Source organism: Halioglobus sp. HI00S01, assembly GCF_001635445.1.
GTDB lineage: Bacteria > Pseudomonadota > Gammaproteobacteria > Pseudomonadales > Halieaceae > Halioglobus > Halioglobus japonicus.
The window spans coordinates 25,844-48,118 of the sequence record NZ_LWEE01000387.1; the positions used below are offsets into that span (position 1 = coordinate 25,844).

17 protein-coding genes and 1 pseudogene are annotated in these 22,275 nt (G+C 49.7%); 17 read left to right on the forward strand and 1 reads right to left on the reverse strand.

Annotated elements, in window-relative coordinates:
• Positions 1 to 17: 17 nt before the first annotated feature.
• The 13 genes from A3709_RS21115 (at position 18) to A3709_RS21180 (ending at position 14,881) form a co-directional block, all read left to right on the forward strand.
• Positions 18 to 464, forward strand: coding sequence for a hypothetical protein (locus A3709_RS21115; RefSeq protein ID WP_146004255.1), 447 nt, complete (start codon positions 18 to 20; stop codon positions 462 to 464).
• Positions 465 to 610: 146 nt separating this feature from the next.
• Positions 611 to 1,876, forward strand: a complete 1,266-nt coding sequence (locus A3709_RS21120; RefSeq protein WP_197484351.1) for an O-antigen ligase — start codon at positions 611 to 613, stop codon at positions 1,874 to 1,876.
• Between the two features lie 98 nt (positions 1,877 to 1,974).
• Positions 1,975 to 3,225, forward strand: a complete 1,251-nt coding sequence (locus tag A3709_RS21125) for an outer membrane beta-barrel protein (protein WP_082850285.1) — start codon at positions 1,975 to 1,977, stop codon at positions 3,223 to 3,225.
• A 424-nt stretch (positions 3,226 to 3,649) separates the two neighbouring features.
• On the forward strand, positions 3,650 to 4,177 hold the full coding sequence (locus A3709_RS21135) for a polysaccharide biosynthesis/export family protein (protein ID WP_066059445.1): 528 nt from the start codon (positions 3,650 to 3,652) through the stop codon (positions 4,175 to 4,177).
• Positions 4,177 to 6,420 carry a polysaccharide biosynthesis tyrosine autokinase gene (locus A3709_RS21140; protein WP_082850286.1) on the forward strand — a complete coding sequence of 748 codons (2,244 nt, stop codon included), beginning with the start codon at positions 4,177 to 4,179 and terminating at the stop codon, positions 6,418 to 6,420. The genes A3709_RS21135 and A3709_RS21140 overlap by 1 nt, the downstream gene beginning before the upstream one ends.
• A 296-nt stretch (positions 6,421 to 6,716) precedes the next feature.
• On the forward strand, positions 6,717 to 7,112 hold the full coding sequence (locus A3709_RS24915) for an acyltransferase (RefSeq protein WP_066059448.1): 396 nt from the start codon (positions 6,717 to 6,719) through the stop codon (positions 7,110 to 7,112).
• Positions 7,113 to 7,125: 13 nt separating this feature from the next.
• Entirely contained in the window at positions 7,126 to 8,253 is a 1,128-nt protein-coding gene (locus tag A3709_RS21150) for a glycosyltransferase family 4 protein (RefSeq protein ID WP_066059451.1), read from the forward strand.
• A gap of 18 nt (positions 8,254 to 8,271) precedes the next feature.
• The gene (locus tag A3709_RS21155; protein ID WP_082850287.1) at positions 8,272 to 9,486 is read left to right on the forward strand and encodes a glycosyltransferase; all 1,215 of its coding nucleotides are present in this window, start codon (positions 8,272 to 8,274) and stop codon (positions 9,484 to 9,486) included.
• Positions 9,487 to 9,633: 147 nt separating this feature from the next.
• A complete protein-coding gene (locus A3709_RS21160) occupies positions 9,634 to 10,620 on the forward strand; it encodes a glycosyltransferase (protein WP_197484352.1) in 987 nt (328 codons plus the stop codon).
• Between the two features lie 3 nt (positions 10,621 to 10,623).
• Entirely contained in the window at positions 10,624 to 11,676 is a 1,053-nt protein-coding gene (locus tag A3709_RS21165) for an EpsG family protein (protein WP_066059457.1), read from the forward strand.
• Between the two features lie 50 nt (positions 11,677 to 11,726).
• Positions 11,727 to 12,914, forward strand: a complete 1,188-nt coding sequence (locus A3709_RS21170; RefSeq protein ID WP_156507889.1) for a hypothetical protein — start codon at positions 11,727 to 11,729, stop codon at positions 12,912 to 12,914.
• Complete coding sequence (locus A3709_RS21175; protein WP_066059463.1) at positions 12,911 to 13,753, forward strand: carbohydrate deacetylase; 843 nt, start codon at positions 12,911 to 12,913, stop codon at positions 13,751 to 13,753. Before A3709_RS21170 ends, A3709_RS21175 begins: the two co-directional genes overlap by 4 nt.
• A 15-nt stretch (positions 13,754 to 13,768) precedes the next feature.
• The gene (locus A3709_RS21180; RefSeq protein WP_231871288.1) at positions 13,769 to 14,881 is read left to right on the forward strand and encodes a glycosyltransferase family 4 protein; all 1,113 of its coding nucleotides are present in this window, start codon (positions 13,769 to 13,771) and stop codon (positions 14,879 to 14,881) included.
• A gap of 690 nt (positions 14,882 to 15,571) precedes the next feature.
• Here the strand turns inward: A3709_RS21180 and A3709_RS22915 are convergent.
• A pseudogene (locus tag A3709_RS22915) lies at positions 15,572 to 16,720 on the reverse strand (IS3 family transposase).
• A gap of 296 nt (positions 16,721 to 17,016) precedes the next feature.
• Here A3709_RS22915 and A3709_RS21195 point away from each other — a divergent pair.
• The 4 genes from A3709_RS21195 to A3709_RS21210 all read left to right on the forward strand — a co-directional run bounded on the left by A3709_RS21195 (position 17,017) and on the right by A3709_RS21210 (position 22,236).
• Positions 17,017 to 18,147: a DegT/DnrJ/EryC1/StrS aminotransferase family protein gene (locus A3709_RS21195; protein WP_066059469.1), complete on the forward strand. Its 1,131-nt coding sequence runs from the start codon at positions 17,017 to 17,019 to the stop codon at positions 18,145 to 18,147.
• Positions 18,148 to 18,160: 13 nt separating this feature from the next.
• Complete coding sequence (locus tag A3709_RS21200; protein WP_197484353.1) at positions 18,161 to 18,643, forward strand: GNAT family N-acetyltransferase; 483 nt, start codon at positions 18,161 to 18,163, stop codon at positions 18,641 to 18,643.
• 273 nt (positions 18,644 to 18,916) lie between these two features.
• Positions 18,917 to 20,140, forward strand: a complete 1,224-nt coding sequence (locus A3709_RS21205) for a glycosyltransferase family A protein (protein ID WP_197484354.1) — start codon at positions 18,917 to 18,919, stop codon at positions 20,138 to 20,140.
• A 353-nt stretch (positions 20,141 to 20,493) separates the two neighbouring features.
• Positions 20,494 to 22,236: an ABC transporter ATP-binding protein gene (locus A3709_RS21210; protein WP_066059479.1), complete on the forward strand. Its 1,743-nt coding sequence runs from the start codon at positions 20,494 to 20,496 to the stop codon at positions 22,234 to 22,236.
• The last annotated feature ends 39 nt before the right edge of the window (positions 22,237 to 22,275 follow it).

Here is a 22,275-nt window from a genome sequence, read left to right on the forward strand (position 1 = left end):
CTCAGGTGGAGATGATTATGAGCAGGTTTTTCCTCACTATTTGCATGCCGCTGGTGTTCACTACGACCGCCTGGGCTGTTCCTATGGGCGACGCTGAGGCAGTCGCCGCTGTCATGCAGTTGGAACGCGACGGTCGTCCCGCATACGAGTTGGTCAATTTGCTAGTGGATGATGGCCGCAGTGTCGAGGATGCCACAGTGCTGGTAGTGCGCGTAGGCAATGAAACTACGCGGGCCGCGGCCACCTTGGCCGGCATGTGCCTTGCGGGGAGGCTGGAGGAATTTGCCGGTAGTGTAGGAAATGCCGTGTATGCCATCGCCCCCGAAGATGACGCGGTGGTGAATACGATCAGTACTTTCAGCTTCGAAAAGTGCGAAACATTCCTGAAGGGTTTGCCCTACCCTCAAGGGGTAGGAGCTCCTGAGCCCCGCGGCCCAGGCGTCCCCGTTAGCCCTTCTAGTTGAGCCCACAGCCCTCTCGATGGGAGGCAGGCCTGTTCGCCTGCCTGCTGTTAGTGCTGGTGTGGGCGCCGCTGCCGTTTGCGTCCAACCGTGTTTGGGGTGCAATGCTGCTCACCACACTCATAGCCCTTCTGTGTGCAGCCTGGGCTATGTTGTATCTAGCAGGTAAAACGCAACTCCAGCAGGATGTCTGGCGTATTGCTCGCTGGCCGCTGCTGGCTCTACTTGGTGTGCAGTGCTGGGTGTTATTGCAACTGTTGCCCTTGCCCAGATGGCTGCTTGGCCTGGTCAGCCCGCAGGCCGATGCCTGGTGGCTTACAGAAGGCCCAGCGTCCATATCGCTAGACCCCGAGGCCACTCGTCAATACCTGCTGAAAGGCCTGGCCGTTACCGGCGCATTCTTCCTGACAGTCGCCCTGGTAAACACGGCAGACAGGATGAAACTTCTCCTGCAGACCCTCGTTTTTTCCGGCACCGCTCAGGCTATCTATGGGTCCATGATGGTGCTGACGGGCCTGGAATACGGGTTTCTGATTGAAAAGTACGCGAGTCTCGGCTCCGCCAGCGGCACGTTTGTGAATCGCAATCACTATGCGGGCTATCTCGTGATGTGCCTTGCTGCGGGCATTGGGCTTCTCCTCTCGCAGCTCAGTACCCGTTCTTCCAATGGATGGCGCGATCGTATTCGCCGTTATCTGCAGCTGATGTTGAGCTCCAAAATGCGCCTGCGCATCTATCTGGCCCTGATGGTGATTGCCCTGGTACTGACGCGATCGAGAATGGGCAATGTGGCGTTCTTTACGGCGCTGGGAGTCACCGGCAGCATACTGCTCATCAGTCAGCGGCGGTTTAGTTGGCGCATCCCCGTCTTCCTGGGCAGCCTTTTGGTGGTGGATCTGCTCATCTTGGGGCAGTGGTTTGGCCTCGACAAAGTGGTAGAGCGACTCGAGCAGACCGCACCGGATACCGAGGCTCGTGTGGACTATTTCAAGCCAGGCCTGGACTACGTCAGCCACTTTCCAATGACCGGGTCTGGCGGCGGTTCTTTCTACGGTATCTTTCCCAATTTTCAGCCCCCGAACGTTGAGGGGTATCTGGACCACGCGCACAATGATTATGTCGAGTTTGCTGCTGAGCTAGGGGTGCCAGTGCTACTGGTGCTGGGTGCGTTGGTGTTGGCCGCGGCTTGGCAGAGCTGGCTAGTCTTGAGGATGCGCCATACTCGCCTTTACCAAGGTGCGGCATTTGCTGTGCTTATGACCATTGTCTGGCTGTTGTTGCACGCCGCTGTGGACTTCAACATGCAGATTCCGGCGAATGCTGTCACCTTCGCGGCCATTCTGTCTCTTGCATGGATCGCGCGTGGCCTGCCCGCTGTGGGGGAACCGTGTCACAAAGTCACAGATTTGTCCTAGCTGCGGAGGTATAGTTTGATTAGTATGGGCATCTGCGCCGAAGTCCATATAAATCGTCGCGAAATGCTGCAATGTGACCGGATGTCTTTCCCGTTTAAATGACAATTAAGAACTCTGCCAGGGATAAAGGCATACCTGATTGCCAGGATGGGCGTTTGCGCCGCGGGATTATTGCCCTGGGGCTGACGTGCGCGTGTGCGCCGGTAGCTGCCCTGCAGCCAGCGAATATTCCTCTCGGCCCCCTTAAAATTGAGCCCACGCTGCTCTTTGATGCCGCCTGGGTGGACAACCTTTACCGCAGCGCGGATGACGAAATCGAATCCTGGGTTTTCTACACCCAGCCCACGCTCGATGTATGGCTAGACAATGGGCCTAGCAAATACATCTTCCATTACGAGCTGCAGGACAGGCGATATTCCGGTACACCTAGCGGTGAAGATGATGACTTCACCGGTCATCTTTTTCGGGGTGATATCCACCAGCGTTTTAACGTGCGCAATGAGCTGAACCTTTACGCCGAACACCACAGGGCAGCGGAGGAGCGCGGCACTGGCCTCACCGAAGGCGATGATGTCGGTCGCTTAACCAGCGAACCGTTGGAGTATGACCGTGATAGCCTGGGAGGCACCTATATTTATGGTAGCCAGACCGGCCAGGGACGCCTGGAGGCTACCGCCGAATACTGGGAGATGGATTACCGCAATTTTGAAAGCTACACGCAAAATTTCGACTACGATGCGACTCATTATCAAGGTGAATTCTTCTGGGGTGTGGCCCCCAAAACGGCCTTGGTCCTGGATGCCTCTTACTTGCAAACCAAATACGCTGAAGATCGGGCTGACATGCCGTCGCTGGATGCGCAGGAGCTCCGTGTGCTGGTTGGCGTAGAATGGGAGGCCAGCGGTCGTACTCGAGGTGCTGTCAAAGTGGGTGGGTATGAGCGAGACTTTGACGACAGCGAACGAGACAAGTCCACTGGTTTTTCATGGGAAGTCGATGTGACCTACCGTTTGAGAACGCACTCTAATTTCGATTTTGGCGCAGCGCAGATCTCCCGCGAGACCAATGGCCAGGGAGACTTCATTGACTCCAAGGAATACACTTTTGATTGGCTGTATATGTTTAAGCGAGGCTATCGCTCTAACTTGGCTATCCTGCGGGCGGAAGATGATTACAAGGGCACGGACCGTGAGGATGTGCGCCTGAATGTCGAGCTCAGTTTAACCAAGGCATTTCGCCGCTGGCTGGAAGCAGGTATCGGCTGGCGCTATGAGGACCGCGATTCCGACGAGGCGCAGTTCAAGTATGAGCGCAATGAGTTCTTTATAGATCTGAAGCTGAGCCTGTAATGGTTGCAAGGGCTGCTGTCGTTAGCCTGTTGGTAGTAGCCTGTGGTACAGCTTTCAGTGCTGCAACAAGAATCCCTGCAGACTTCAAGTATACAAATCTCTCCACTGAAGTGAGCTTCTGGGGTCACAACGATTACAGGCCAACCCCCGACACGCGCGAAGCGACCGCAGCTGGCATCGCTAACCTGGTGAACCAGTATCCCCAGAACGCCGACTACCATGTCTTGGCGGCGCGCACCTATGAGTGGCTCGCGTATTTCACCTTCAACCCAGAAGCTGCAGTAGGGTACCGCCAACAATCCAAAAACTACCAGGAACTAGCTATAAAGCTCCGCCCCGCTCATAGTTATTCCCGTGAAGTCGGTGGTCCGAGATTTCGGAATCCAGTAAACTGACGTCAGAATTCGCCAGTAGCTATCCAATAATGCAGTACGTCACAAAACTACTAACAACACTGTTACTAGTATGGGTCGGTACCATACAAGCCCAAGACGCATATACTCTGTCCGCCGGTGACACTATCCGAATCCACGTCTATGGCGAGCAAGACCTGACCTTCGAGGATCTCCTGGTCGGCCAAAACGGCCGTATCACTTACCCATTCCTCGGTGAGATGAAGGTCAGCGGCCAAACCGCTTCTGAAGTGCAGCAGCGTCTGGTCACCGGGCTGAAGCCCGATTATCTAGTAGACCCTAGAATCTCGGTGAGTGTGGTGAGTTACCGTCCCTTTTTCGTTAATGGCGAAGTTAATGCCCCAGGGGGGGTAGACTTTCAGCCCGGCCTCACGCTCCGCAAAGCCGTTGCACTTGCAGGTGGCTTTACAGAACGAGCCAATAAAAAACAGTTTGTACTCATTGCTGAAAGTGACCCAGAGCGCAAGGAACAGAAGGTAGGCTTGGATTATCGGATAGAGCCAGGCGACATCATTACTGTTCAGAGCACATTTTTCTGATGAATCAGCGTTCTAGTCTTGGCTCAGAGGAACTGGCCCGGCAGCAAGCCCAGGTTGCAGTGATCCAAACCTCGCCTGAGACATCTGAAGACGACCTGATTGATCTCAAGAAAGTATGGAGAGCGGTATTCCGCTACAAATGGGGAATTGTCGGGCTCTCGATACTTTTCGGTTTGATAACGGCAATGTATGTTTCCACGATCGAGCCTGTTTACCGTGCCTCTGCGACTTTGCTGCTCGAGAGTCGCGAAGCGAATCTGGTTGGCGTTGAGGATATATATTCAAGCAGCTATCGCGCATACGATTACTACACGACACAGTTCGAGATACTGAAGAGCCGGAGTATCGCTGAACGTGTAGTCAGGAATCTTGAATTGCACAAGCGTCCCGAATTTCAACCCGGGGAGAAAAAGCAATCTGGTTTCTCTTTGCAGTCATTGCTTCCCGCACGTGAGCAGTCGCCGCCGGTTCAGCTGAGTCCTGCAGAGCGCGAGAAGCGCTTGATCGATCAACTTACAGGCTATGTGGCCGGTGGTCTTGTTGTGGAGCAAGTCGATTACACCCATATGGCGCATCTGAGCTTTAACTCCACCAGCCCCCGGTTGGCAGCAGATATCGTTAATGCCATGGCTGAAGAGTTTATCGCGGCTAATCTTGAGGCCCGTGTCGAGGGAACACTGCAAGCCACAGGGTGGCTTTCTGAGCGCTTGAGCGTATTGAAGAAGAACCTCCGAGACTCGGAACAAGCGTTACATGACTTCAGGGAGATGGAGGGTCTGGTCCACATTGATGGTGAGACCAACCTCGGTGGCAATGAGTTGGCCGGACTGTCTCAGCGCTTGGAAGATGCCCGAAGGTCGAGAATTGAAGCGCAGAACATCAAAGCGGATATTCAAAACATGCCCGGTGCAAGCACCGAAGAGTTGATGGCCTTGCCAGCGGTGTTAAAGCATCCGCTGATTGGAGGCCTGAAGCGAAGCCAGAGTGAGGCAGAGCGCCGGGTAGCCGAGCTGAGCATGCGGTACGGCCCCAAACACCCGGTAATGATTTCTGCTAGATCAGACCTTCAGGTTGCAAACGAGGACTTGCGTCGAGAGGTGCGGAAGGTTATTTCGGGTATCAGCCTAGAGTATGAAATAGCGCTGCGGAACGAGCAGCAATTGCAAGTCAATTGGGAGTCCCGGAAGAAAGAGCTTCAGGAGTTCAATCGCGTCGAGTTCGACCTCCAGGAATTGGAGCGCGATGTTGAGACAAATCGTCAGCTATATGATCTCTTCTTCACCCGGATCCGCGGGGTCAGCGAGGGTGGTGGATTTGAAAAACCTCATGCGCGTATAGTTGATCGAGCGAGAGTACCAGCGAGTCCTCACAGCCCTAATGTAAAACGCGCCGCGGTTATTGCGGCAGTTTTGGGCCTAGTGTTGGGTGCGGCAGTCGCGGCGGTCATAGAGCTTATCGACTACACGATTAAGCAGCCCGATGACGTCCAGAATGAGCTTGGCGTGCCTCTATTGGGCACTCTGCCGCTCGAAAAGACCAAGGGAGAAAGCACATTCCCTGCCTATTGGCACGAGCCTCAGGGCCGCTACGCGGAGGCTATACGTACGATACGAACCGGTGTGTTGCTGTCCGAGCTTGATGAGCCGGAGAAAATTATTCTCGTAACCTCAACAGTGCCGGGCGAAGGTAAGTCGACGCTCGTTTTGAACCTGGGGGCGGCACTTGCCCAGATGGAGCGCATATTGATCATCGGTGCCGACCTCCGCAGGCCCAGTCTTGCCCAGAAATGCGGCCTGGAGCCCGGGCATCTTGGGCTGAGCCACTATGTCTCGGGTACGGCAGAACTGGAAGAGTGCATTTCAGAACTTGAAGACTCTGGTATCTGGGCTATGCCCGCTGGGGTTATTCCGCCCAATCCACTGGAAATGATCAGTTCAAAGAAGTTTGAAAACGCCTTGTCTTCACTAAAAGGGCAATTCGACAGAATTTTGATTGATTCAGCGCCTGTACAGGCGGTGAGTGATGCGCTGGTGCTCGCAGCGTATGCCGACGCTGTGGTGTATGTTGTGAAGGCAGGTTCCACCCACGCCGGGGCCATCAAGAAAGGCATTGGTGGGTTGCTAACTGTCAATAAGTCTTTAAATGGCGTTGTCTTGAATCAATTTGACAGCCGGCGTGCTGACCAATACTTCGCTAACGGCGGGTACTATCAGTATGGTGGTTACTCTCAGGAGCAGGCGTGAAAGGTTTATCCGTTGGTGCTCCAGGCGACCATGGAGCCGTGAAGCGAGGGTTGTTCCAAAATTCCCGAGGTCTCAAGCAGCGGTGCAACGACGCCGTGGCTGTAAGTCAGTGAAGTGACAATACTGCTAGCTTTGCTCAGAAGGGTGTTCAAACTGGCGGATGCTTTCCGAGGAGCCTGTGCGCTTCTGAAATTAAAACTCATATACCCGAGGTCAAGATTCCCTTCAGATATGCGTTTAGCTTCTGGTGCACGCGTACAAGTTACTGACGGAGGTCACGCGGAAATCGGCGCGGGATGTTCGATAGATCGATTCGCTACCATTGTGTCAAGGAGGGCGAATTGGTAATAGGGAGCCATACGCACGTTGGTGCGGGTACACACGTCTGCGCCAGACAAAGCGTGCTCATCGGTGACAACGTGCTCATTGCAGAGCATGTCACGATTCGGGATCAGGACCATATATTCGGCCCCGGATTGGTAACAGCGAGGTCGGGATTCGCGACAGCGCCCATAGTCATCGGAAACAATGTTTGGTGCGGAGCTAAAGTTACTGTTACCAAGGGTGTCTCCATAGGAGACAACGCCGTGATTGGTGCTAATTCTGTGGTGACGAAGGACATTCCTTCCGAAGTAGTGGCGGCGGGTAATCCTGCCGCGGTCATTCGTGAGATCACTTCCTCCAACCCATGATTCCTGAACACTAATGAAGGTGCTTCATGTCATCGACACATTGGGCGTTGGTGGAGCTGAACGCCTTCTGATAACTGCGTTGCCAGAGCTAGCGAGGCGAGGGCACAGTATCACAGTGGCCGTTATGAAAGCGCCCTACGATCTGCAAGTCGTGCTTGAAGACGCTGGAATTCCGGTGGTTAGGCTGCCCGCCAGACACAAATGGAATTTGTTCGCCAGTGCCCGAGACATAGCGATGTTGTGTGACGAGCTGGATGTGAACATTTTACACGCTCACCTATATTTCCCGGCAGTATGTTCATCTTTGGTGCGCTCTTTTCGACTAGCCAAGGTGCGCACAGTAACGACCTTCCACAACCTGGCCTACGCTGAAGGCGTTAACAAGGCAGGAGTCGGGCTGTCACTGAAGAAAAAACTCGCATCTTTAGCATATCCCGCTGGTATAGATCAGTGCCTTGCGGTGAGTAGTGTCGTATCCCATCACTACTCTAAGGAACTGGGTTTGGATGGGATTCGCGTGATTCATAATCCCATTGATATCTCGATTGTCGATCGAGTGATTCGAATGAGTAGCGAACACAGAGATGCTGAGTTACACATTGTGCTGCCGGGCCGCCTGGTGCATGAAAAAGGGCATGGCCTGTTCCTTTCCGCGATAGCCACAATTGCTCAGGAGCTGCCTCCGTTTCGCGTCAGCATCGCGGGCGGCGGCCCGTTAAGGGACGATCTCGAACAGAAAATTTCCGCTTTGGGCTTGGAAGGGCTTGTAACAGTCACCGGCAATCTGGATCATGCTGTCCTGCTGGAGTTGGTGCACAGTGCCAGCATGGTTGTTGTTCCTTCACTGTCAGAGGGATTCGGGCTTACGGCGCTGGAGGCGATGGCGCTGTCGAAACTGGTCGTTGCGTCAGACGTGGGCGGACTAAAAGAAGTAATAGTAGATGGTGAGAGCGGAGTGCTTTTTCCTGTAGGAGATAGTAAAGCGTTAGCCTCGATCCTGCTGGAGCTTGTGAACAGCCCTGAGCTGATGAAGCAGATTGGCCTTGCCGCCAGAGAGAGGGCCGAAGCTGCTTTCTCGCTGGGCATGATTGCGGATCAGTATATCGATGTTTATCAAGAGCAATTGCAGCATGCACAGTGAAATGTGCAGCGAACCTGAATGGCAGAGATGAAACCAAGCGTACTGTATATATCCTACACAGGTATTTTGGATCCATTGGGCGAATCCCAGGTCCTTCAGTACGTTATTGGGCTGAGCAAAAAACATAAGATGGTGCTCCTGACTTTTGAAAAGCCGGAGGCCCTGAAAGATGAGCAGCAGCTATCTGAATTGAAGCGGACTTGTAGTGATGCCGGGGTGGAGTGGCACTACCATCATTATCATCGCCGCCCAAACCTACCGGCCACGTTTTACGATCTTCTCGTGGGAATATTTACTGGAACGCAACTGGCCAGGCGACATGAGATCGACATAGTGCATTGCCGTAGTTATCTGGCTGGCCTTATGGGGCTGGCGGTTAAGAGGCTGACCGGCACATGCCACATTTTTGATATGCGCGGATTCTGGCCTGATGAAAGGGTGGATGGTGGTGTGTGGACGAAAGCGTCACTGCGCTACCGTCTGTTCAAAAGGCTGGAAAGGACTCTGCTGCTGGGCACCGACTATGTGGTGTCACTCACTCGCTCGGGTGTAACGGAGCTTACCAAATTTGACTATCTTGAAGATCGAGATCTTAAGGTATCAGTCATTCCGACCTGCACTAATTTGCAACTTTTTTCGCCAGTAGAAGAGACCAGACCGAGTGCTGGAAGTGGCTTTGTGATGGGCTACGTGGGGTCCGCGGGTAGCTGGTATATGTTCGATCAGGTTGCCAAAGCGGTAAAGCAGCTGTTTGATCAGTTGCCAGAATCGCGATTTCTTGTGCTGAACAAAGGGGGGCATACCGAGATTCTCAGGCACCTGGAATCCGAAGACGTTGATATCTCCAGAGTCGAGTTGAAATCGGTTCCTTATCAAGAGGTCTCGCAGCACATTGCGTGCATGACTGCTGGAATTTCTTTCATCAAGCCGGCCTGGTCGAAGCGTGCGTCATCTCCAACCAGGCTGGGGGAATTCCTGGCGTGTGGAAAGCCATTGCTGGCAAACGCTGGAGTTGGTGACGTTGAGTCAGATTTACTCAGCTCTGGAACGGGGGTTGTCATCAAGGGGTTTTCAGACGAGGAATTATCTGCGGCTCTAGCATCTATCATTGAACTTGTGAGTGACCCTGAACTAGGTGTCAGGTGCAGGGAAACTGCAGAGAGGCAATTTTCTCTACAGGCCGGAGTGGAAGAATACTCCTCAATCTACCTGCGTCTTGAGGATAAACGTTAGTTCTATGGCCTTTCTGCTGTGAGAGTATTGTTTCTGACTCGATACCCCGTCGAGGGAGCGAGCAGTCGCTATCGAGTCTATCAGTACGTCCCTTATCTGGAAGAACTTGGAGTCAGCTGCGAGGTGCAGAGCTTCATGGACCGAAAAATGTACGATCTGAGTCTCGCAAAAGGCCGCACCGTACAGAAAATTTACCTGACTTTGCTGGCCATCGCGAAGCGAATCGCAGCTCTCACAAAGCACCGGCAGTACGACATCATATACATGCAGCGGGAACTGTTTCCCTTGGGCGGTGTAGTCGTAGAGCGTTACTTGAAGAAAAAAGGCGCCGTACTTTGCTTTGACTATGACGATGCTTTGTTCATCAAGAAACCCAGTCGATACAATTCTATTGCGACGTTTTTCCGCTCACCCACCAAGACACTAGATATTTTCAAGGTTGTGGATTGTGTGGTCGCTGGCAACAAGTGGCTCCAGGAATCGGCCCAGAAACACGGTGCTAGGCGTGCCGAGACCATTGAGGTTGCTGAAGATGTTTCACGCTATATCCTTCCCGAGGATCGAGCGTCTCGAGCTACGGTTACCATCGGGTGGCTGGGCTCACCTTCAACATCCAAGTACCTTTTCGAAATTGAAGGCGCTTTACGTAGAGTGGCCAGTGAGTTCAGTGATGTAAGATTTCTGATGGTTGGCGGGGGCGAGCTCATCATGCCCGGCGTCCCATGGGTGCTGAGAGATTGGTCATTGACCGGAGAGGTAGACGCCCTGGCGGAAATTGATATCGGTTTAATGCCACTGCCATCAGAGGACTGGGCGCTTGGCAAATCGGGCGGTAAGGCAAGAACCTACATGGCGGCCGGTGTTGTACCTATCTGTTCGGCCATTGGCTACAATAATGAGTTGGTAGTTCAAGGAGAAACAGGTTGCTTGTGTAGTAGCGAGGAGGAGTGGTACTCAACCATCGCTGAACTAGTGCAAAGCCCAGGCCGACGGGAAAAAATGTCGGCCTCAGCTAGAAATTACGTAATAGAGAACTTCTCAGTTGAAGATAAAGCCAGCCAAATGAACCGCCTCTTTTCCGATCTTGTCCGCCGCGACGAAGAGGGGGTCACCAAAGCTAAGGCGGCAGACTGAACCTTGTACACTTATATCTCAATCTATTTTTCTCTAGCTCTTATCGGTCTGATGAAGGGCTCTCGTCAACAGAACGTTCTGTTGTTATTTGCCCTTTTCTTCCTGTTGGTGGCGTTTGTAGGTTTCCGTTTCGAAACCGGATGTGACTACACAGCCTACTTTTTGCGGTGGAGTAACTTCGACGTAAACGCTGATTTTTGGTCCGGGCTAAATGAGCCGGGATTCTTCCTTCTGACCAAGACTGTCAAGTCTCTCGGGTTGGACTACGTCTGGCTAAACGTGATCTGTGCAGCAATCTTCCTCTATTTCGCGGTTAGTTTTTCATACAGGCACCCTCGCCCTTTGCTCCTGCTGGCGATAATGTTTCCTCTCCTGGTCATTCAGTTGTCAATGTCAGGGGTAAGACAAGCCCTGGCAGTGGCGTTGCTAATGGGCGCTTTTGGTGCTTTTTTCGACCGCTCGCGCATCAAGGTGGCGGCATATGTGTTGCTCGCGTCTACGTTTCATCAGTCTGCAGTCATCTTCCTCCCTTTGGCATTAATGGTAGGCAAAACTGTTTCCTACTGGAGGATGATACTGGCAATGCTTCTCTTGATGCCGGTGGCACTGTATCTCTTGTCTGATCGTCTGGATGTTTATCAGGCTAGATACTTTGACGAGACCTATGGCGAGATGGAGTCAGCTGGCGCACTTCTTCGGCTTGGATTGATCATTATTATTTCCCTGCTGTTCTTCAACTATAGGAAACGCATGCGAAAGTACTTTCCTAAGGAATACAGCCTCATGGAAATTGTGGCGTTGGCATCTCTATTCCTTGTCCCAATTGCCTTTGTCAACACCGTGGTCGTCCACAGGTTGATTTATTACGTCGCACCGATGCAGTTATTTACTTTTGCAGCCTTGCCATACGCTATGAGCGTACACTTTGGTGGTAGACGTTTCAGCGAGCTTATTCCGGCAGGCGTTTTTCTGTTGTATGTCGTTGTCTGGTTTTCATTGTCAAGTCACGCACGGTCTTGCTATGTTCCATATGACTCCTTTTTGTTCTATTGGTAACGGCTGAGTTCGTCAACTAGTGTAGTGCTCTATATAAATATGGATGGGCAATGAAAGGTTCTCTACCGCACGGCGTCGTCTTAGGTATGTCTCCTACAGGTTTGTACGTCCTTAGGGAACTGGGCGGTTTTGGTGTCGATGTAATTGGCGTCGACAAGGAATTCGCCTGTGCCTCATGGTCGAGATTCATCAGAGCTGCCGGTAAGTGTTGGATAGAATCGTCAAGGGATCGGTTGGTTTCAAAGTTGATTGACTTTGCCAAGTCTGTCGAGGAGAAGCCGGTATTGATTCCTACCAGTGATTACTACATTGAATTTGTAATCGAAAATTTCGAGTTACTAAGCGAAGAGTTTCTAGTAAGCACGGGATACAAGCGGGCGGCTTTGACCCTACTTGACAAGACTCTTTTCTCTGAGCTGTGCGTTGGGGCCAATATTGAGGCGCCGAGGATTTGGCGGCTGTCCAAAGATTCAGATGTGTCAGCGTTTGAGAGCGAGATCAAGTACCCATGTATTCTCAAGCCGGTGTTCATTCATCTAGCGAAGCCTTTTCTGCGCGGCGAAAAACTTCTTGTCGTGAATGGCATTACCGAAACTCGTGAGCTGATGAGTAAGTTTTCCAGTGAGTCTGGCGATTGGTTCTTACAAGAATTGGTGCCAGGCGAAGAATCACGGATAACACTTTTGGCAGGTATAGCCACGGATGATGGAGACCTTTCCGAGTACTTTACCGCCCGGAAGCTGCGTCAGTATCCACCGGGGTTTGGCTCTGCGTCTTTGGTAGAAAGTGAGGAGTGTGAGGAAACTGCAAGGCTTTCGAAACGGCTGGTTCGCGCTGCTGGATATTCCGGAATCTTTGGTGCAGAGTTCAAGCGAGATCCAAGAGATGGCCGACTGAAAGCCATCGAAATCAATCCACGACCAACGCTGTGGTTTCAGATCAGCCACGATGCAGGTAAGCGCATAGTACAGAAGTTGGTTGAGGAACTTGTAGGGCTTCACTCTAATGCAGGTGAAGTTCAACGTAATGGTGTCGTCTGGCGCTACTTGCTCAAAGATATGTACTCCAAGATTTTCTACATGTTCCTGCCTCGAAGGTTCGTGTTACCTCCCCCGGACGTGAGCAGCAACCGTAGAGTCGCCGGACGTTCCTGGCCAGTTTTTTCGCTCGACGACCCATTGCCCGTCTTTGCCGAGTTTCTGGTCTCTATTCGAAAATTCGTCGGAAGAATAGTTTGAGCGAACTGATCATTAATGCAGATGACTTTGGGCTATGCGATGGCGTAAACGAAGCAATTATTGAGCTGTTTGAGCTGGGAGTGCTGACCAGCACAACGCTAATGGTCAACGCGGATTCTACCTTGAGCGCTGTCACTATCGCGGAGAAGAATCCGAATCTTGGTGTGGGATTGCATTTTAACCTGACGCTGGGGAGGGCTGTTGCTCCTGCAAATGAGTTAGATGGTCTAGTTGATAGTGATGGGCATTTCTATCCAAGATCTAAGCTCTTGAAGAGGTTGGCGGCGAGGAGTGTGCAAGCGGAGCAAATAAGTCTTGAACTAGAGTCGCAGTATCAACGCATGCTGAGCTTTGGCTTGAAGCCCACGCACATCGACAGTCATCAGCACCTTCATGTTTATCCACTTGTGTTTGATGTTCTCGCTAACTTCTGTGCCTCGAAGTCTCTGCCAATCAGAATGCCCTGGGTTGCGCACAGTCCGAGCAACCGATTGTCGCTCCCGAAGCGCGCCAAACGTGGAATCCTCTCTACCGTGAATAGCTGGAATGCGCGGCGCTGGGATGGCAAGCTCAAGTGGAATGACGCTCTGTGCAGTGTCTTTGATATTGCTAGAAGGCCTTCGTTGGTGACTGTAGGAGATTATGCAGCGCTGATAGGCGAGCAGCCTGGTGGAGTCGTTGAACTGATGGTGCATCCGGCTACCAATCTGCAGGATATAGGATCACTAACCCGAATTGGTGAAGTAAGTCTTCAGGAATGGACCGTAATGCGAACGCCAGAATTCAGGCGCATGCTGGTGGATAGTGGTTTAAGACTTCGCAGCTTTAGAGGTTTGTGAATACTCGTGAAAGTCATGCTTTTTGCCAATACGGATTGGTACTTATATAACTTCAGATTATCGCTTGCAGCCGAGATCAAGCGACAGGGCTTCGATCTTGTCCTGGTTTCGCCGAATGGAGAGTATGGTCCCAAACTTCGTGAACTTGGCTACGAATGGATCGCTGCTCCGATGGACAGAACCAGCCTTAACCCGCTAAGAGAACTAGCGCTGCTTTGGTGGCTGAAGAGATTGATCCAGTTAGAGGGGGTGACTTTAATCCACGGTTTCACAATCAAGTGCGCAGTTTACGGATCACTAGCTGCAAGACTTGCCGGTGATGTCGCGCGAATCAATGCTGTTGCGGGATTGGGATATGTCTTTATCAGCAACGATATAAAAGCTCGCGTGCTGAGGCCTATGGTGCGCGGGATGATGCGGTTTGCACTCGGCGGGGATCGAGCGAGGTTGATTCTTCAGAATCCAGATGATGTGGATATGTTTGTGCGAACTCGCTTGGTGAGAGAGGAGATAATTCGCCTTATCCCTGGGTCAGGCGTTGACTGTGAGAGGTTCAAGCCCAATCAAAGATCTCGAACCAACAATCCACCTAGAGTTCTGCTTCCGGCTAGGTTGTTGTGGGACAAGGGCTTGGCTGAGTACGCGTCTGCTGCAAGGGAAATTATAGCCGACGGCTATCAAGCTGTATTCTTGCTCGCCGGTGAGCCTGATCCAGGTAATCCCGCTTCGGTCTCCAGACGCGATATTGATAAATGGGTAGGCGAGGGTATCCTGGAGTGGCTTGGCCACGTGGATGACATGCCTACGCTGTTTTGTTCTGTGGATGTGGTGGTACTGCCCAGCTACAGAGAAGGACTGCCAAAAGGGTTGATCGAAGCTTCTGCGTGTGGCTTACCGCTGGTCACGACAGATGTACCGGGCTGTCGGCATGTCGTCGAAAACGGAATTAACGGATATTTGGTGCAGCCTCAGAGCTCCCAGATGCTTGCTATTGCTATTAAAAATCTGCTCGATAATTCATCACTGAGGCAAAGGTTAGGGATTGCGGCACGTAGAAAAGCGTTGATGGAGTTTGATGAGAGGATCGTGCTAAGCGAGACAGTATCTACCTATGGCGAGGTGGCATGATTTGTATGAGGTCAATTTAGATCTCCATTTTATTTGGATTGCGCGTCCTGAACGGTAAATTATGGATAGCACTGTTTGCTCTCGGCAACGGTTTTTTCGTCTGGCTAGTTGCGTGAATTTGATTGCATTTCGAACTGCAGCGCCCGAGTGCGCGGCCGCATTGTGTGCAATCGAATGCCCTTCTAATCTGCAGAGTGTAGGTCTGCCAGCGTGAATTGATCAGACTGCTACCATCGACGAAGACTAATAATTCTGCTTCCGAAATTGCTGTTGGGAAAGAAGAGAGCTCTCTAGTATCTGTACTTAGAACTTTGGGCGAGCGTTGAGCGTAGCGGCAACGAAATCGGCGGTGTGTTCGATAGTCGCTAGGACTGTCTGCGAAGCCCAGCTTGGTTGAGCTAGAGGAAACGGGTTTGACTGATTGGCTGAAAATAGGATGAACCTAGCTAGTTAGTCGAGCAGAGATATGATGAGAAATTGGTAGTCGAAGCTGCGATTGAAGTATTAAAGTCGATAGAAAAAGCGGTGTAGTACTCCCTTACTCTTAAAAGCAGAGACAATCATTTGTAGCGAGTGATATCTTTACTTACGCAAGTGTAGCTAATGTTTTGATATGCAGAGAGCGAAGAGTGCCAATCCAGAAAAGTAAAAATTAGTAGTACTTCATAACTTTGGACTTCCCAGCCTTTACTAGACGCCTTCTAGCTCCGCGAAATAGGACTCTTCAAACTTAGCCGGCGAAACACCACCCTGAGGCTGTGGCGCTTCACTGGACTGTAGAACATTTCGATAAAATTGAATATCTCCGCCTTGGCTTCCTCGCTTGTTGAGTAGATTTCTCTTTGGGTGACACGTTTTTTGAAGGTGGCGAAGAAGCTTTCAGCAACGGCATTGTCATGTCAATTCCCGCGACGACTCATCGACGGCTCCAGATTAGTCTCCTTCATAAAGGCAAGATAATCGGCATTGTCATATTGGCTGCCCTGGTCGCTGTGTACCAATACGGTTCTCTTTGGCTGCCGTTTCCAGACCGCGACTAGCAAAGCCCGAATAACCAGGTGCAGATCCATGGTTCCATCCATCGACCAGCCCAAGATGCGACCGGAGAATAGGTCCAACACTGTGGCCACATACAAAAAGCCTTCATACGTACGAACATAGGTAATGTCGGTCACGCATGCCCGATTGGGCTCTTCAGGATTATAATTACGATCCAGCACATTGGCTGCAACATTCGCCAGATTGCCAGCCTTGATATAACGGCGCTTGTAGCCGATTTGAGACTTTATCTTGTTCACACGCATAATCCTCGCAACGCGATGAACGCCGCAGCTTTGTCCGGTCTCGCGCATATCCCGATGAATCCCGGGACTACCGTACGTCGCTCCGCTGGCAATATAGAACTGCTTGATCAGCTTCAGTAAACGCTGGTCCTCTATTGCCCGGTTCGACAGGGGCTTGTCAGGCCAGGCGTAAAAGCCACTGAAGTGCAATTTGAATATCCGACACATGGCTCTGACAGAAGAGGCTGAACGATGGTCAAGGATAAAGGCGTACTTCACCCGGGGTCGTTGGCAAAGTACGCGGCGGCCTTTTTTATAGGATATCATGCTCTTCAGTGACTCGGCGAAGATCCGCCTTGAGCTTGGCAATCTCTGCCTGGTCGTCGACCTAGTTCGCCTGTTGGGGATTGGGCTCTCCATATCGCCTCTTCCACGCATACAAACTGTGGGTGGTCATACCCAATCGTTCCGCGACCTCGATGACAGAATAGCCTCGGTCCGTGCCTTGCTTGACCGCTTCAATCTTGAATTCTTCTGTGTATCGCTTGCTGGTCATAAACATCTCCAATAGAGTTATATTTTAACGCTATTAGGTGTCTAGCAACCCCTGGGAAGTCCACTTTTACGCGTGACTCTTTGTAACAGGTTGTTTTCGTTGAGCTTCCAGTAGATTGAAACTTTATGTTTGCTTTTAGTATTTGTGTCAGGAAATTCTCGAGTTTTATCCATGACCGGAGTATTGAATACAGCGTTACCGTACTCTATATATAGGTGGCCAATAGTTTGGCTGAAGTGTTGTTTTGAAATTTAAAATTATGCACTTTAAAAAGTGATTGGCAGGGAGGAGGTGATATGAGTATACAGTTGTTCGTTCCTAAATTTAGAGTCGATGAGTGTCTGAACGAAGTTAAGGAGTGTCTTGAAAAAGGTTGGACTGGTCTAGGGTATAAGACAGTAGAGATTGAAGAAGAATGGAAAAAATATACAGGCTTGGAGCACGCGCACTTTATTTCCTCGGCCACTGCCGGGCTGCACCTCGCCTTGTATGTGCTTAGGAAGCGGTATGGCTGGAGTGATGGGGACGAGGTTATTTCCACATCACTGACATTCGTTTCAACTAATCATGCAATCAAGTATTGCAATTTGATGCCGGTGTTTGCGGATGTCGACGACCATCTGTGTTTAGACCCGATCGATGTAGAGAAGAAAATCGGCGCAAATACAAGAGCGATAATATTTGTCGGCATAGCGGGAAACACAGGGCAGTTCAATAAAATTGTAGAGCTGTGTAGAAAGCATAATTTGAAGCTTGTACTTGATGCCGCTCATATGGCTGGCACTAGGCTGGAGGGTAAGCATGTAGGGCCGGGCGCCGATGCGACTGTGTTTAGCTTTCAGTCTGTAAAAAACCTGCCTACTGCTGATTCCGGTATGATTTGCTTTGCAGAAAGAGAGGACGATGAAGTCGTGAGAAAGTTGACTTGGTTGGGGATAAATAAGGACACATTCTCTCGTACAGTTGGTAAGGGGGCCTACAAATGGAAGTATGACGTTGAAGATATTGGATTTAAATATCATGGGAATTCAATCATGGCCTCTCTGGCACTTGTGGGCCTAAAATATCTCGACAATGACAATGCATATCGCCGTCAACTAGCGTCTTGGTACAGGCATGGATTGGCTTCGGTTTCTGGTGTTGATTTGATACCAATCGCTCCTGACTGTGAATCGTCTACTCATTTATTCCAGATACTCGTAGAAGAGCGAGATCGGGTCATTATGGCTTTAAATGACCATGAAATTTACCCGGGCGTGCATTACACAGACAATACGGTGTACGAGATGTACTCATATGATGGGTGCGAGAATTCTCGCTCGAGGTCTTTTTCAGATAAGCTCCTCTCATTGCCTATGCACCTTGGCGTGACTAAGAAAGACGTTGACTCAATCGTAGAAGTTGTTGGTATGTATGGAAATAAATAAGCAAGAAATATACATGCGTGACGGTGATCTAGAGTTAAGATCACTTGAGGGTGACGATCTAGCGTACACACTATCTTGGCGGAATAGTCCTGACGTGCGGAAATGGTTTTTAAACGACGCAGTTATCACTGAGAAAGCTCACAAAGATTGGTACCACCGGAATCTGTCCAACGATAAAGATATTGTATTAATTGGACATGGAGGCACCACTAAAGAAAGAGTCTGCCAAGTATCTATTTACAATATTGACGAAAGTTCAGCGACTGCCGAAGTTGGACGTTTCGTTTCTAACCCTAGAACGGTTGGTATGGGGTTCGTGAGAAGGTCCATAGTATTGTTGATTGAATTCGCTTTTAGCGAATTGGAAATGCAGGAGCTTTATCTTGAGGTTAAAGATGACAACTTCCGAGCGATTGAATTGTACAAATCACTAGGGTTTAAGGTCACGCTGGAAAGTGAAAAAATGCTTAGAATGGGTTTGTGCAGGGCTCAATAAGGCATGATTTTTCGAGAAGGATGCACCTTCGATTTTGTATATTGAGCTCACTCTACAGTTTTGGTGTCATTGAGAGCTAGGTGCGCCAAATCAAGAAATCCTTTGGATAGATGTAAGGCGGTTGTGGAAGTGAGCGTACTAAATGACGTTCTAGGTATTACAGACACTCTGCATCGGAGATGATAGTTCGAGCCGAATCACAAGTGTTCTCAGGGGTAATTGTTAGTGCTATTTACTTAGATAGAAGCACTTAGCTTTCAGAAGGGTATTAAAGTGAAAGGTCCGAATTTTATATCAGTAGTTATACCGACCCACAATCGTGGAAAATTAGTACGGTTTGCTATTGAGAGCGCTGCCTCGCAAACCGATGAGAATATGGAGATTATAGTTTCCGATACCTCTACACGGGTAGAGGATCAGTTGCAGGTTAGAGAGGCTGTCGAGAAAGCCAAGTTAAATAGTTCTGTTTCTGTCTCTCTTGTTCGTCCCGATAAGAGGCTAAATATGGCCGACCATTGGGAGTTTGCAGCCAAGGGTTTCACTGGTGATTACCTGGCCATACTCTGTGATCATTACGCATTGAGACCAAGTGCAGTTTCGACCTGGCGTGAGATAATTGGAAATTCAGCGTCTAGCCCCGACATTGTTATGTCAAATGTTCGCTCAGGATACTCCAGTGTTACTCGTACTGAGCGTACAGCATCTTTCACGGGTGAAATTGTATCGAGAAGTGCGCAGGATGTTCTGAGGGATTTCTTGAAGTTTGACGCTTGGAATGATGATTCGATGTTGGCTACCAATCTGCCGCGGGGTATGAACTGTCTTTATAGTAGGAGGATCTGTGATGCTGTTCGTGACCAGCACGGGAAGCTATTTCATGAAATCTCCCCGGACTATACATCGTCGTTTCTTTTGTTGGCACACGCATTAGACGTTTTGTTGGTAGATAAACCTTTCTATTGTACTTTCGGATCTCAGAGTAATGGTCGAAATTCTGTGGTTAATGGCATGGAAAAATTCCTCGAAAATTACCCTGGCGTAGACCCTTTTCAGGATTGTCCTACTCGAATACATGCAGTTCAGAACACCTTGTATAGAGATTTCTACGCCATGAAGAGAGTAGAGCCCAAGCTTGGCGACTACCATATTGATACTGTGGGTTACTGCCTGTCGCTATATCGCGAAATAATGGTCAAGGAGTTTCATGGTTCTGGTTTAGATACTAAGGACATGAAAGCTGAGTGGCATCACTATGTTGGTACTCTTGATTCTGAATCACGCCAAAGAATAGACCACGGAGTTGAGGTTTTAGCAGCTCGAAGAAAAAAAAACACTCTCGTTCGAAAAGTGCTCTTTAAGCTGGGCCTTTTTGAGAAGTCACGAGATGTCTATCGTGAAGCTCGAATCAGAATTGGGAATGCAACTGGTCGTCCTCAGCTCCGTTATGAGAATGTAGTGAATGCGGTTGCTGGCACAGACAGTTATTTGAAAGATTGACAACTAAAAGCAAATGCTGACTGGTCTTTATTGGTTGATCTGAAAACCCTAGTTAGCTAAATGTTTGACTCATCTTAGAGTAGTCCCGCTCTGTTTTCTTTCTGCAGAATACCACCAAAGACTAGTATTCTAAAACGTTAGTTCGATGGTGCGGTGTTGAACTGAGCCGTTAAAAAATGAATATTTGGCATGCAGGGAATGTCTGCCTGATCGAGAGGGTTCCATATCAAGGCAGCAGTATGCGGTCGAAAGCTTTTAAAGGTTAGATGGTAAGTAAGTTCAGAATATGATCAGTCGCTTAGTGGCATTTTTTGGATCGTTCTAGAAGAAATACATATCTATTGGTTAATTTGATGCAAATAGTTCGAAAGCTTTTATTCTTACTTCAGCCAAGAGAGCGAATTCAGCTCTACTTACTGATGGCTGCAGTCATATTTAGCGCGATGTTTGAAATGATTGGAATCGCCTCGATTTCACCATTTTTGACCACTGCCACGAATCCCGAAGCAGTTTATGCTAACGAATGGTTGAGCTTTGCTTATAGATACTCGGGGGCCGAATCGCCAGAGGAATTTTTGATTTATCTTGGTGTTTTTTCTTCAACCTTTATTTGCATTAGTAATGCCTTTATTGCTTTTACTCTCTGGGCGCAGCTCAGAATTGCGGGGAATTTCCGCTACTCTATTTCAACCAGATTGATGGCTCATTACGCAGAACAGGATTATACGTTTTTTTTAGACAATAATACTGCTGAGCTTCACAAGAATGTGATATCGGAAATTGATTTCGTATCTAGCTCGATCCTCAGGCCTGTGTTGCGATTTATAGCGCGCTTAATAGCTTCCATCGCGATAATACTACTAATTGTCTTTATGGACCCGATACTCGCAGCGATTGTTGGCTTTGGTTTTGGACTGGCTTATGTGCTTGTTTTTCTTTTTGTTAGGCGGAAGATTAGTAGGCAAGGGGAGTTGAGAGCAAGCTCCAATACTGATCGAGCGAAGTCAGCCAATGAACTGTTGGCCGGCATAAAGACCATAAAGATGCTTGGTAAAGAGACGTATTTTCTCCGTAAATTCGCGATAGCAGTGAAAGATAACACCAGAACGACGGCGATGAATGGTTTCTTGGGTGAGCTTCCTAGATATCTTCTGGAAGCTATTACGCTAGTAAGCGTCATACTTGTGGCTACTATTTTCCTCGGGACAGACGAAAATTTTATACAAAAAATTCCGATGATGGGAGTGTACATTTACGCTGGCTATCGCTTGCTCCCAAATTTGCAGCAAGTGTACGCGTCATACGTCCAGCTAGACTTCGGCCATGCAGGGCTCGACAATCTCTATTTGGCTATGCGCGACGTGACTGAAATAAATTCGGAATCTGATCCAAAGGTCGAGAAGCGGTTTAGATTGAGTGATTGTATCGAACTGCGTGATACAACATTCACCTACCCGGGCGCGGATAGACCAAGTTTGGATTCACTTAATTGCAAAATATTAGCTCATAGAACATATGGTGTGGTTGGAAAAACAGGCGCGGGAAAAAGTACATTCATTGATTTGTTACTTGGCTTGTTACCAGGCTATCGAGGCGCAATACTAGTTGACGGCTGTCGACTGTCGGAGCGAAATCTTGGCGGCTGGAGAAAAACTATCGGTTACGTACCTCAATCTATCTACCTCAGTGACACTACTATCTCCGAAAATATCGCGTTCGGTGTGCATAAAGATTGCATGGACGAGGAGAGGATTCGAAGGGCCGCAAAGATAGCCCAGGCAGATGAGTTCATACACTTGCTACCGAACGGCTTTAAAACTGTAGTGGGTGAGCGTGGGGTCCGTCTTTCAGGAGGCCAAGTCCAGAGGATTGGCATAGCAAGGGCTTTGTATAGCAGCCCGGAAATACTCGTTTTTGATGAGGCTACTAGTGCGCTGGACAAAGATACCGAGGCCGCTTTAGTAGAGTCTCTTAAAAAACTCCATGGAAACAAAACAATTATAATAGTTGCTCATCGCCTAGAGACACTTAAATACTGCGATAGCATCATTAGGCTAGAGAATGGTTCGATCGCCGAAATAGAAAATTTGATCTAATGACCGCGCTAGTTTTTTGGTTGAGTAAAATCTTCGGGG

Coding starts and splice junctions, on each gene's coding strand:
- A3709_RS21115 (WP_146004255.1), top strand. CDS start 18: ATGAGCAGGTTTTTCCTCACTATTTGCATGCCGCTGGTGTTCACTACG.
- A3709_RS21120 (WP_197484351.1), top strand. CDS start 611: ATGTTGTATCTAGCAGGTAAAACGCAACTCCAGCAGGATGTCTGGCGT.
- A3709_RS21125 (WP_082850285.1), top strand. CDS start 1,975: ATGACAATTAAGAACTCTGCCAGGGATAAAGGCATACCTGATTGCCAG.
- A3709_RS21135 (WP_066059445.1), top strand. CDS start 3,650: ATGCAGTACGTCACAAAACTACTAACAACACTGTTACTAGTATGGGTC.
- A3709_RS21140 (WP_082850286.1), top strand. CDS start 4,177: ATGAATCAGCGTTCTAGTCTTGGCTCAGAGGAACTGGCCCGGCAGCAA.
- A3709_RS24915 (WP_066059448.1), top strand. CDS start 6,717: ATGTTCGATAGATCGATTCGCTACCATTGTGTCAAGGAGGGCGAATTG.
- A3709_RS21150 (WP_066059451.1), top strand. CDS start 7,126: ATGAAGGTGCTTCATGTCATCGACACATTGGGCGTTGGTGGAGCTGAA.
- A3709_RS21155 (WP_082850287.1), top strand. CDS start 8,272: ATGGCAGAGATGAAACCAAGCGTACTGTATATATCCTACACAGGTATT.
- A3709_RS21160 (WP_197484352.1), top strand. CDS start 9,634: ATGTACGATCTGAGTCTCGCAAAAGGCCGCACCGTACAGAAAATTTAC.
- A3709_RS21170 (WP_156507889.1), top strand. CDS start 11,727: ATGAAAGGTTCTCTACCGCACGGCGTCGTCTTAGGTATGTCTCCTACA.
- A3709_RS21180 (WP_231871288.1), top strand. CDS start 13,769: ATGCTTTTTGCCAATACGGATTGGTACTTATATAACTTCAGATTATCG.
- A3709_RS21195 (WP_066059469.1), top strand. CDS start 17,017: ATGAGTATACAGTTGTTCGTTCCTAAATTTAGAGTCGATGAGTGTCTG.
- A3709_RS21200 (WP_197484353.1), top strand. CDS start 18,161: ATGCGTGACGGTGATCTAGAGTTAAGATCACTTGAGGGTGACGATCTA.
- A3709_RS21210 (WP_066059479.1), top strand. CDS start 20,494: ATGCAAATAGTTCGAAAGCTTTTATTCTTACTTCAGCCAAGAGAGCGA.